Origin of the sequence: Actinoplanes sp. NPDC049681, from assembly GCF_044465265.1 — a bacterium.
In the GTDB taxonomy this organism is placed as follows: Bacteria; Actinomycetota; Actinomycetes; order Mycobacteriales; family Micromonosporaceae; genus Actinoplanes.
The window spans coordinates 315,443-326,625 of sequence record NZ_JBITLP010000002.1; the positions used below are offsets into that span (position 1 = coordinate 315,443).

At 71.2% G+C, this 11,183-nt stretch carries 10 protein-coding genes; 6 read left to right on the plus strand and 4 right to left on the minus strand.

Features of this window, described 5'->3' with window-relative positions; translation table 11 throughout:
• Nucleotides 1-6: 6 nt before the first annotated feature.
• Nucleotides 7-522, minus strand: coding sequence for a hypothetical protein (locus ACIBO8_RS06880; RefSeq protein ID WP_396114173.1), 516 nt, complete (start codon nt 520-522; stop codon nt 7-9).
• Between the two features lie 281 nt (nt 523-803).
• Between ACIBO8_RS06880 and ACIBO8_RS06885 the strand changes: the two genes are divergently transcribed.
• Nucleotides 804-1,409, plus strand: a complete 606-nt coding sequence (locus ACIBO8_RS06885; protein ID WP_396114174.1) for a DinB family protein — start codon at nt 804-806, stop codon at nt 1,407-1,409.
• A gap of 16 nt (nt 1,410-1,425) precedes the next feature.
• Here the strand turns inward: ACIBO8_RS06885 and ACIBO8_RS06890 are convergent, their stop codons facing one another.
• Nucleotides 1,426-2,172, minus strand: a complete 747-nt coding sequence (locus tag ACIBO8_RS06890) for a phosphotransferase family protein (protein ID WP_396114175.1) — start codon at nt 2,170-2,172, stop codon at nt 1,426-1,428.
• Nucleotides 2,173-2,240: 68 nt separating this feature from the next.
• On the opposite strand from ACIBO8_RS06890, the gene ACIBO8_RS06895 reads away from it, so the two are divergent.
• Entirely contained in the window at nt 2,241-2,618 is a 378-nt protein-coding gene (locus tag ACIBO8_RS06895; RefSeq protein WP_396114176.1) for a hypothetical protein, read from the plus strand.
• Nucleotides 2,619-2,692: 74 nt separating this feature from the next.
• Nucleotides 2,693-3,868 carry an AI-2E family transporter gene (locus ACIBO8_RS06900; RefSeq protein WP_396114177.1) on the plus strand — a complete coding sequence of 392 codons (1,176 nt, stop codon included), beginning with the start codon at nt 2,693-2,695 and terminating at the stop codon, nt 3,866-3,868.
• A 7-nt stretch (nt 3,869-3,875) separates the two neighbouring features.
• Here the strand turns inward: ACIBO8_RS06900 and ACIBO8_RS06905 are convergent, their stop codons facing one another.
• Complete coding sequence (locus tag ACIBO8_RS06905) at nt 3,876-4,568, minus strand: DUF4191 domain-containing protein (protein WP_396114178.1); 693 nt, start codon at nt 4,566-4,568, stop codon at nt 3,876-3,878.
• A 157-nt stretch (nt 4,569-4,725) separates the two neighbouring features.
• Between ACIBO8_RS06905 and ACIBO8_RS06910 the strand changes: the two genes are divergently transcribed.
• Together ACIBO8_RS06910 and ACIBO8_RS06915 are read left to right on the plus strand one after the other, a co-directional pair.
• Nucleotides 4,726-4,911, plus strand: coding sequence for a hypothetical protein (locus ACIBO8_RS06910; protein WP_396114179.1), 186 nt, complete (start codon nt 4,726-4,728; stop codon nt 4,909-4,911).
• Nucleotides 4,912-4,981: 70 nt separating this feature from the next.
• Entirely contained in the window at nt 4,982-7,810 is a 2,829-nt protein-coding gene (locus tag ACIBO8_RS06915; RefSeq protein ID WP_396114180.1) for an ATP-binding protein, read from the plus strand.
• A gap of 605 nt (nt 7,811-8,415) precedes the next feature.
• Here ACIBO8_RS06915 and lipA read toward each other — a convergent pair.
• On the minus strand, nt 8,416-9,312 hold the full coding sequence (lipA, locus tag ACIBO8_RS06920; protein WP_396114736.1) for a lipoyl synthase: 897 nt from the start codon (nt 9,310-9,312) through the stop codon (nt 8,416-8,418).
• A gap of 379 nt (nt 9,313-9,691) precedes the next feature.
• On the opposite strand from lipA, the gene aspS reads away from it, so the two are divergent.
• Complete coding sequence (gene aspS, locus ACIBO8_RS06925; protein WP_396114181.1) at nt 9,692-10,948, plus strand: aspartate--tRNA(Asn) ligase; 1,257 nt, start codon at nt 9,692-9,694, stop codon at nt 10,946-10,948.
• The last annotated feature ends 235 nt before the right edge of the window (nt 10,949-11,183 follow it).

Genomic DNA, 11,183 nt, shown 5'->3' on the forward strand with positions numbered 1-11,183 from the left:
CGCCGCCTATGCCACAAGCGGCCACTCAGGTTCACGAACCTTTCCGCGCCATCGCAACCACAACCCGTACCCGACGGCTGCTGCACACGCGATGGCTGCCCAGACAACCACTTCCCAGAGTCGGTCGTGAGCGGCGAGCCGGCATTGTCTCCCCAAGCCCGGATTCGATGCTTCCACCTGCCTGTTGCGGGCAATGAGGGCGCCGCACCAATCGACATCCCAGCCAGGAGCGTAGAACGGCCACGTCACGTAGACGACGAAAGGAGTCAACAGGGCCACGCCAGCGGAGGTTCGGCGAAGCCACTGTCCGACCGATGCTGTCCGACCAGACAACAGCATGATCACCCAGGCGAGCACCGCTCCGCAGCACACAGCAACCACGGTGGCAACGGCGATGGTCCTGGGCGCCAACACGGGAGTCCTGCCGGGTTCGGCGATCAAGACGGCCAGGGCGCCGACAACGGCAATCGCCGCGAGGATGCCACCAATGGTGTCCCTGCGACCATGCGAGATGACCCGCATTTCTGCTCCGTGCCTGATCCGGTTACTGACGCTTACTCCAACCCTAGGTTCCGTGTGGCGTTTGCGGATCCGGTTGGGCGGATGCCTCCGACGGCCGGGGCTCCGCCCCTGCATACCGGCGACTCTGGGATGCCCGGTCGGGTGCGGTGACCGTCACTGCCTGATCCTCTAGCACTGAGCCGACAGGCAGATGCAGATCCACCCGGCAGGTCCCTCAAACCGCCAAGACCCGGCCATACGTGCCTTTGCGGTCGCTGGAACGGATGGCAGGCTCTTCCGCTGTGATCGATGACTTCGCGAAGGACTATCTCCACCGCCAGCTGACGTGGACACGCCAGGCGCTGGTCTGGAAGCTCGACGGTCTGTCCGACTACGACATCCGCCGCCCCCTGACGGTGACCGGGACCAACCTTCTCGGCCTGGTCAAACACCTGGCGACGTGGGAGGCCCGATACTTCGGCGAGATTTTCCACCGGCCCTTCCCGGAGCCGCTGCCCCGATGGCAGGACTCGGACGGCAGCGACCTGTGGGTGGCCGAGGACGAGACTCGCGAACAGATCCTCGGCTTCTACCGGAGAGCCTGGGAACACGCCGACGCCACGATCGAAGACCTTCCCCTCGACGCGCCGGGCTATGTGCCGTGGTGGCCGCGTCCCGACGTGAAGCTGTTCACCGTGATGGTCCACGTCCTGCAGGACACCAGCCGGCATGCCGGACACGCTGACATCCTGCGCGAGCAGCTCGACGGCCGGACCGGAGTAGCGGCCGACTACGAGGATCGGGTCGACCCGGCGGCCCGCGAGGCCCATCGCGAGAAGATCGAGCGCGCTGCCGCGGCTTTCGATGCGGGGTCGGATCGGGCTGTCGTCGTTCGGGGAGAAGGGTGAAGGGCGCCGCAGGACCTCACATCCGGGATCTCAGCACGTCGAACTCGCAGCCTGGCGAGGACGGGTCGAAGCCGTGGCCGACCAGCCAGCGGACCGCCACCAGGCTGCGCAGTGACCACCATGCGCGGATCACGTCGAGGTCGACGTCCGTGCCGTAGCCGGCGATGACGTCGCCGAGGTGCTGCTCGTATCCGAGCGTCAGGATCGCGAGGTCGTGCAGGGCGTCGCCGCGGGCCGCCTCGGACCAGTCGATCACGCCGGTGATCTCGTCGCCGTCCACGAAGACGTGGTTGGTCTGCAGGTCGCCGTGTGTGAATACCGGTGTCCACGGCCGGAGCGCGGCCTCGGCGACCTCGCGGTTACGCGTGACCAGGTCGGCGGGGAGGACGCCGTTTCCCACGAGCCATGAACACTCCGCGTCGAGGTCCGACGCGATCTCGTCGGGGCTCCGGCCGGGCCACGGCGGCAGGGGCGCGTCGTGCAGCATCCGTACGGCGGCACCCGCCGCGGCCCACGCCGCCGGCGATGCGGTCGACGGCCGGCCGAGGTGGCCGAGTGCCGTGCCCGGTACGGCGGCGAGGGCGAGTACGGGCGGCTTCCGCCACAGCACCTCCGGGGTCGGGAGCGGCGCCATCGCCATCGCCTCGACCTCGACGTCGGTGCGCGACTGATCGGTATCGATCTTCAGGAACACGTCGCCGACGCGCGGGGTAGCCCGCTCGCTGTGGGCGACGAGGACCTCGATCTCCTCCACGCGGGCCATTGTCGCGGGCTGATGAGGGGGGAGCCACGTGTTTACCGCGCCGGAACCCGGGGTGCGACGATCGATCCATGAGCATCTGGGACGAACTGAGCCGCGAGGAGTGCGTCGTCCTCACCAACGCACTCGAGGAGTCCTGGCTCAATCAGGTCATCGGCGACTACCTCGGCCACCGCGAGGACGGCGGCATCTGGAGTTTCAGCACTGACGCCGACGCCGTCCGGCCGCTGATCCCGCGGTTCGCCGTCGTCGTCAGGGACATGATCGATCGCGGCCTCGTCGAGCTCGTGGCCACCGACCGCTACAGGGACCTGCCCGACGTACCGTCCATGACCGAGGCCGAGGTCGAAACGGCCCTGACCGATCCGGCGACCTGGCTGCCCGCTGCCGGGGAGGGCCCGATCATGCTGATCCCGACCGACCAGGCGGTGGAGCTGGTCCGCCGATGACCCGGTGAAACCGCGGGCGTGCGGAAGCGCAGCCAGGGCTGTTTGTCTCGGTTCCGTGCGGGTAGCCAACCACTGTGAGTAACCGAGACAGCGTCGTCGTGGCGCGGCGTACCCTGGTCGTCATCGGGCTGGTGCTGGCCACCCTGCTCGTCCTGGCGCTGATCCGGGCGACCAGCCAGGTCCTGACCTGGATCGTCGTCGCCGCCTTCTTCGCCGTCGCGCTGCATCCCGCGGTCAACTGGGTCGAGCGGCGCGCTGCGTTCGGTAAGCGCTGGCTGGCCACCCTGATGGTCTTCCTGCTGGCCTTGCTGCTCCTCGGCGGCCTCATCACCCTGTTCGTCGTGCCGCTGGTGCGGGAAGGGTCGCAGGTCGTCGCGGACTATCCGAAGATCATCCAGGATGCGCGCTCCGGTCGCGGCCCCGTCGGGGGGCTCATCGAGCGTTACCACCTTCTTGAGTACGCCCAGAGCCACGCCGACCAGTTCCGCCAGTACGCCGCCGGGCTGGGTGCACCCACTCTGGCGCTGCTCCGCGGGGCGGCGACCAGTGTCGCGGGCATCGTGACGATCTTCGTGCTGGCATATCTGATGGTGCTCGAGGCGCCGAAGATCGTGCACGGGTTCCTTGCGCTGTTCGACGACCGGCGGGCCGAGCGGATCTCGCGGGTCGGCCACGACTGCGCGAGGACCGTGACCGGTTACATCACCGGGAACCTGCTCATCAGCGTCATCTGCGGCTCGCTCACGTACGCGGTGCTGGCGGTCCTCGGGGTCCCGTACGCGGGCCTCATCGCCCTGTTCGTCGGGCTCGCCGACCTCATCCCGCTCGTGGGGGCCACCCTCGGCGCCGTCGTCGCCACGCTCGCGGCATTCGTTCAGTCGACCACGGCCGGCATCGTCGTCATCGTGTTCTTCGTGCTCTATCAGCAGCTGGAGAACCACCTGCTGCAGCCGATGATCTTTGCCCGTACGGTGCGGGTGAATCCGCTGACCGTGCTGATCGCCATCCTGATCGCGGTGGAGCTCGCCGGGATCCTCGGGGCGCTGCTGGCCATCCCGGTCGCCGGCATCCTGCAGATCATCGCCCGCGACATCTGGGACACCCGCCGGGGCCGGCTCAAGTCCGAGCCCACGGTCGGCGAGGATCGGACCCCGGTGGACGCGGGAGAGCCGCCGGCCCTGCCCGCCCACGAGGGTGCGCGCACCCTCGACGTGCCGCGGAGCGCCGACCCGGTGCAGCAGCCCCGCTAGCGGCGGCTCAGCGGGGGCGCTGCTGGCGGAACGCGCCCTTGGACGGCCGCATGTTCTTCGGGATGGCGCCCTTCGGCATCTGCGGCCGGGCCATCAGCGCCGCGAGGCGCTTGTCCAGCGCGTTGACGTCCTTGCCGGTGAGGTTGCGGGGCAGCTTCATCATCGTCGTCCGCAGCTTGCGGATGGAGAGCTCGCCCTCGTCGCTGCCGATCACGTAGTCGTACATCGGGGCGTTGCCGATGACCTTCGACAGGCGGCGCTTCTCCTGGCCCAGCAGGCTGCGGACCCGCTGCTGCTGCCCCTCGCCGAGGAGGATCACGCCGGGGCGGCCGATCACGACGTGGACCATGTCGAACTGGGTGGTCGAGCTGGCCGCCGGGCGTACGCGCCAGTCGCCCCGCATGTTCTCCATGATCGAGGCGGCCGCGCCGGGCTGGCCCTCCGCCGCGTTCATCATGGCCGCGTTGGACCGCAGGTTGAGCACGATCAGGGCGGCCAGCAGGGCCACCATGACGCCGATCGGGACCCAGACCCAGCCGAAGCCCAGGAGCACGAGGAGCACGGTCACCGCGAGCGGGATCAGCACCGCAGCGATGATCAGCGGGACGAACCACCTGTCCTGCCGCGCCGTGAACGTGAACACCTGGCCGATCTGCTTCAGGCGCTCGACGAACGACACCTTCTCCTGGGGTTTTGCCATACCCGAAAGTGTAAGGGTCGGCGTGCTGCCTTACGTGGCCAGGACCCTCGGGTAAGGCGGCCCCCGGGACCGAAGATCGGGCAGCTTCCCCATGCCGGCCGGGGGCCTTCGCGCGAAGAGTCGAGGACATCGGAGAACGACCAGCGAGGAGACACCGATGTTCTCGTTCCAGGACCCAGGATTCCAGCTCGACCTCTACCACCAGCGTGCCGGGGAGGAGCAGCGGGCGGCCGCCGCGTACCGGATCGCTCGCGAGGTCTCCACCGGCGGCCGGCACCGGCACACCTGGTGGTCGCGCCCCGCGCGGCGCCCGCGCCCGGTACGGGCGCCGGCGGCCCTGTGACCCGGCCGGAGATATCGACGTGATCGCGACGTTCGGTGCCGGGATGGCCTGGCATGGCATGCTCGATGGCGTGACCGCGCACGCCACCAGCGACGTCCTGGTCGGCCGGGAGGCCGACCTCGCCGCCCTGCGTGACGCGCTCAAACGCACCCGCGGCGCCGAGCCCTCCGCCGTGCTCGTCGGCGGCGAGGCGGGCGTCGGCAAGACCCGCCTCGTCGAGGAGTTCGGCGGCGCCGCCACCGCCGACGGCGCCCGCGTCCTCACCGGGCAGTGCCTGGAGCTCGGCGAGGAGGGCCTGCCCTTCGCGCCCTTCGCCGCGGCGCTGCGCGAACTCGTACGCGTCGACGGCATCGCCGTGCTCGACGGGCGGGAAGAGGACTTCGCGCGCCTGCTGCCGGAGCTGGGCCCGGCCGGCGACGCCGTGCTGGAGACCCGGCGCGGCTACCTGTTCGAGCTGGTCGCGGCCCTGTTCGCGCGGGTGTCGGCGGATCGGCCGCTGGTGCTCGTCCTGGAGGACCTGCACTGGGCCGACCGCTCGACCCGGGACCTCATCGGCTTCCTGGTGCGCTCCGCCCGGCTGCCGCAGCTGCTGCTGGTGGCCACGTACCGCACCGACGAACTGCACCGCGGCCACCCGCTGCGGCCGTTCCTGGCCGAGCTGGATCGGGTACGAGGCGTGCAGCGCCTCGAACTCGACCGCCTCGGCCGCGACGGCACGGCGCAGATGCTCACCCACCTGCTCGGCGCGGAACCGGAGCCGACGCTCGTCGACACCGTCCACGAGCGCGCCCAGGGCAACCCGTTCTTCATCGAACAGTTCGCGGCCTCCGGCGACCCCGAATGCTGCGACATCCCGCACAGCCTCCGCGACCTGCTGCTGACCCGCGTCGACCAGCTCCCCGAGCCGGCCCAGCGCGTGCTGCGCGTCGCGGCGGTCGGCGGCACGAAGTTCGGCCACGAACTGCTCAGCGCCGTCGCCGGCATGGACGAGGGCGAACTGGAATCGGCCCTGCGCATCGTCGTCGCGGCCCAGCTCATCGTGGTCGACACCGACGGCGGGTACGAATTCCGGCACGCGCTCGTGCGTGAGGCCGTACACGATGATCTTCTGCCGGGGGAGCACGCCCGCCTGCACGCCCGCTATGCCGAGGCGGTCGAGGCGCAGCCGCACCTCGTGGCGATGGGCCGGGCACCGGCCGAGATCGCCCACCACTGGCACGCCGCCCACGACTATCCGAGAGCCCTGACCGCGGCCCGGCGAGCAGCCGAGGCCGCCGCCCGCCGCTACGCGTACGCGGAACAGTCCCGCCTCCTGGAGCGCGTCCTCGAACTGTGGGAACTCGTCGACGACGCGGCGGAACGGCTCGGCGCGGGCCACCTCGACCTGCTCGAGGAGAGCGCCCTCGCGGCCATCGATGCCGGCGACCACCAGCGCGCCCTCAAGCTCACCCGGGCCGCCCTCGCCGACCTCGACCACGCCACGGAGCCCCTGCGCGCCGCCCGCCTACTCGTACGCCGCGCCAAACTCCTCTACAACGCCGGCACCAGCGACGGCGCCGCCGAGGCGCGCCAGGCGTACCGGCTGCTGCACGGCCTCACCCCGTCCACCGAACGCGTCACCCTGATGGCCGACGTGTCGTACCAGCTCAGCGGCGTCGACGACGACGAAGCCGGCCGGGTGGCGGCCGAAGCCATGACGGCAGCCGCCCAACTCGGCGACGTCACGACCGAGGTGGCGGCCACCGTCGCGTACGGCAGAGCATGCGGCGGCCGGATCCCCGCGGAAGAAGCCCTTCCGACGATGGAGGCGGCAGCAGTCCGCGCCCGGGCCACCGGCGACCTGCCCAACCTCGCCCGGGCCCTGGTCAACATCTCCGACTCCCTCTTCGAACTCGGCCGCTACGAAGAATCCGCGGCAGCCGCGGCCGAAGGCGTCCCGTACGCGGACCGCGTCGGAGTCAGCCGCACCACCGGCGTGTTCCTGCTCGCCAACCACGCCGAGGCCCTCGTCGCCCTCGGCCGCTGGGACGAGGCGGACGCCCGCCTCGAGGAAGCCGCCCGCCACGACCCGCCCGGCACGCTCGCCCTGCCCTGGCTCCGGCTCCGCGCCGGGCTGCGCCTGGCACGAGGCCACGAGGCGGCGGAACCGCTGGTGCAGCGGGCGGTGGCGTACCTCGGCAAGCCGTACCTGAATCGCGACAACAGGCTTTCCCTGCTGGAGCTGCGCATCCTCGGCGCGCGCCCCGGAGCCGACGAGGCCGCGGCGCGACTAGCGGTCGCGGAACCATCCATCACCAAACGACCCCGGTACGGCTGGCCGCTCCTGGCCGCCGCCGCAGCCGTCGACGCGCCGGACATCCGCGCCTCGGTAGCCGGAATCGCGCAGAACATGCCGCGGCCGTACCCGTCGGACCGCGCGTACGCGGCGCAGGTCTTCGCCCTCCTGCACGGCGGCCCGGAGGCCTGGCGAGCGGCGGAACAGGCCTGGCGGGCGGACGGGCAACGCTATCCGCTGGCCGTGACGCTCCTGGGCCGCGCGGCGGCGGAAGCGGCAGCGGGGGAGCGGGCAGCCGCGGCCGAAGCGATCGAGGAAGCCGCGGCGATCGCCCGGGCGTTGGGCGCCGGGCCACTGGCGTCGGAGGCGGACACGCTGGCCCGCCGGATCGGGTTGCGGTCGGCGACGCATCCGGCGGTCACGGGTACGGAGTTGCTGACCGACCGGGAGCGCGAGGTGCTGCGGTTGGTGGCGGAGGGGCAGAGCAACAGCCGGATCGCGGAACGGTTGTACATCTCGCCGAAGACGGCGAGCGTGCACGTCTCCCGGATCATCGCGAAGCTGTCGGTGACGAGCCGGGGCGAGGCGGCAGCGGTTGCCCATCGGCTCGGGCTGCTTGACTGAAGGCAGCGATTCGCAGGAGACCGTAGCGGCCGATCGGGCTGCTTCGGCCTTGGGGCCGGTCGGCTCTGGGGCGCTTCGGGCTGGGCCGTCTTGGCCTGGAGACTGCTTGGCCTGGGGCCTGGGGCCTGGGGCCTGGGGTCTTGGGCCCTTTGGGCAACGGCTGTTCGGACCTTGGGGGCGTCTGGGCCTCTGGGGGCGGTGGGCCATGGGCCGTGGGGGCAACGGGCCGTTTGGACCTTGGGGGCGCTTGGGCCTATGGGGCGTGTGGGCCTTGGGCCGTATGGGCAGCGGAGCCGTGTGGGCCCTGGGAGCCCGTTTGGGCACCCGGGCCTTTGGCCGCTTGCGGCCTCCCGACCAGGCCTCCGGTTTCCGCAGGCCTAGACCCCGGGCCGCCGGCCCGCCCTCGGTCCCCTGGCTGCTCCGGCCCCGGTCCCCTGGCTGCTCCGGCCCCCAGGCTGCCCTGGCAGACCCGGCCCTCGGGCTGCCCCGGTCCGCGGCTGCCCCGGTCCCCGGTCCTCGGTCCCCGGCTGAGGATCCCCGGCTTCGGGCTGCCCCGGCCCCCGGCTTCGGGCTGCCCCGGCCCCGGGCCCGCGGCGCCCGGCCAGTCAGCCGCGAGCGGCGAGAGCCTGCTGGTAGAGGCGTCCGGCGCGGTAGGACGACCGGACCAGCGGCCCGGACATCACACCCGCGAAGCCGATCTGCTCGGCTTCCTCGCGCAGCTCCACGAATTCCTCGGGCTTGACCCACCGCTCCACCGGGTGGTGCCGCGGCGTCGGGCGCAGGTATTGCGTGATGGTGATGAGTTCGCAGCCCGCGGCGTGCAGGTCTCGCAGGGCCTGGGACACCTCGGCGCGTTCCTCGCCCATGCCCAGGATGAGGTTGGACTTGGTGACCAGCCCGGCCGCGCGGGCCTGGGTGATGACGTCGAGGGAGCGTTCGTAGCGGAAGGCCGGGCGGATGCGCTTGAAGATGCGGGGGACCGTCTCGACGTTGTGGGCCAGGACCTCGGGCGCCGCGCCGAAGACTTCGGCGAGTTGCTGGGGGTCGGCGTTGAAGTCGGGGATCAGGAGCTCGACGCCGCAGCCCGGCAGGAGCTTGTGGATCTGGCGGACCGTCTCGGCGTAGAGCCAGGCGCCGCCGTCGGGGAGGTCGTCGCGGGCGACGCCGGTGACCGTTGCGTACTTGAGGCCCATGGTGGCGACGGACTCGCCGACGCGGCGGGGCTCGTCGGCGTCGAACTCGGCCGGCTTGCCGGTGTCGATCTGGCAGAAGTCGCAGCGGCGGGTGCACTGGTCACCGCCGATGAGGAATGTCGCCTCGCGGTCTTCCCAGCATTCGTAGATGTTGGGGCAGCCCGCTTCCTGGCACACGGTGTGCAGGCCTTCCTTCTGGACCAGGCCGCGCATGTGCGTGTACTCCGGGCCCATCTTGGCCTTGACCTTGATCCACGGCGGCTTCCGCTCGATGGGAGTTTCGGCGTTGCGCGCCTCGATGCGCAGCATGCGGCGGCCCTCGGGAGCAATAGTCACGACCCTGAGGTTACGCCGAATGCAAGATCAACCGGAGCAGGGGCGACGAGGCTCACGGAGAGCGGATCTGTGAGTGCCCTCACGTCCGTACGGAAAACCCCGTGCGGTGCCTCGTGTCCCACTGTTAACGTCCAGGCCACGGCATTGACGGAACCGAGTAACGCCCCGATCACGCCGGTCGAGAGAGCCACCGGGAGCTGAGAAGGTGGCCCGGTGCCGGGGCGCGAAGACACTCCCGAGCCGAGCAGCACAAGAGGCGCCTTCGGGCGCGAAGGTGTGGTGGCACCGCGAGGATCCCGCTCGCCCACGCCTCCCTGGGGCCGCGTTGCAGACGCCAGAGGAGGTCACCGCCATGCAGCGCATCCTCTCCACCGAACTGGCCGCGCACGAGAAGCAGACCGTCATGATCGCCGGCTGGGTGCACCGCCGCCGGCTGCTCAAGTCCGTCGCCTTCCTGATCGTTCGCGACGCCGCGGGGCTCAGCCAGGTGGTGGTCACCGAGCCCGCCGTCCGTGCCCAGGTCGAGGCGCTGCCGGAGGAGACCGTCGTCGAGGTCACGGCCACGGTCACCGCGAACGCGGCGGCGCCGTCGGGGGTCGAGCTCACCGAGCCTTCGGTACGCGCATTGAGCGGCGCTCCCGCCGTACCGTTGCCGTTCGACCTGCATCGACCGACGCTCAGCGCGACCATGGCGACCCAGCTCGACCACGCCGCTCTTGCCCTGCGGCATCCGTCGCGGGCGACGGCTCTGCGGGTCGCGGCCGCCGCGACCGCGGGTTTCCGGGCCGTGCTGGAGCGGCAGCGGTTCGTCGAGATCCACACCCCGAAGATCGTCGGTACGGCGACCGAGTCCGGAGCGAACGTCTTCGAGCTCGACTACTTCGGCCGCCCGGCCTACCTGGCGCAGTCCCCGCAGTTCTACAAGCAGCTGATGGTCGGCGTCTTCGAACGGGTCTACGAGGTGGGTCCGGTGTTCCGCGCCGAGCCGCACGACACCGCCCGGCACCTGGCGCAGTACACGTCGCTCGACGCGGAGATGGGATTCATCGCCGACCACCGCGACGTGATGGCGACGCTGACCACGGTCGTGGCCGGGATGACCGAGACCGTCGCGGAGCGGACCGGCGTCGGAGTGCCGCGGGTGCCGGCCGAGATCCCGGCCGTGCACTTCGCCGAGGCGCTGCGCATCGCGGGGGCGCCACCGGAGGAACCGGACCTGGCCCCGGCCCACGAACGCGCGCTGGGGGAGTGGGCGCTGCGGGAGCACGGGTCGGAGTTCGTTTTCGTCACCGGGTATCCGATGGCGAAACGCCCGTTCTACACCCATCCGCAGCCGTCGGACCCGCGGTGGAGCAACAGCTTCGACCTGTTGTTCCGGGGCTTGGAGCTGGTGACGGGAGGACAGCGGCTGCACCGGTACGAGGAGTATCTGGCGGTGGCGCCGGAGCCGGAGAAGATCGCGGGATATCTGGACGGGTTCCGCTACGGGATGCCGCCGCACGGGGGGTTCGCCATCGGGCTGGAGCGGTTCGTCGCGCGGCTGACCGGGGCGGCGAATGTTCGTGAGGTGACGGCGTTCCCGCGGGACCTGCATCGCGTGACGCCGTAACGGCGCGGGCCGGCCGCTGCTGAGTGCTGAGACCGGGGGCGGTCGGCCGGCGCGGATCCGTAGGCCGGCGGGGGTGACCGGCTCGGGGTGGTCGGCTCGGGGTGGTCGGCTCGGGGTGGTCGGCTCGGGGTGGTCGGCTCGGAGGTGGCCCGGCTCGAGGGTGGCCCGGCTCGAGGCGGGCCAGGTGAGAGCGGGCCGATCAGGGCCGGCATCCGAGCTCGGCCCGCTCTTCCGC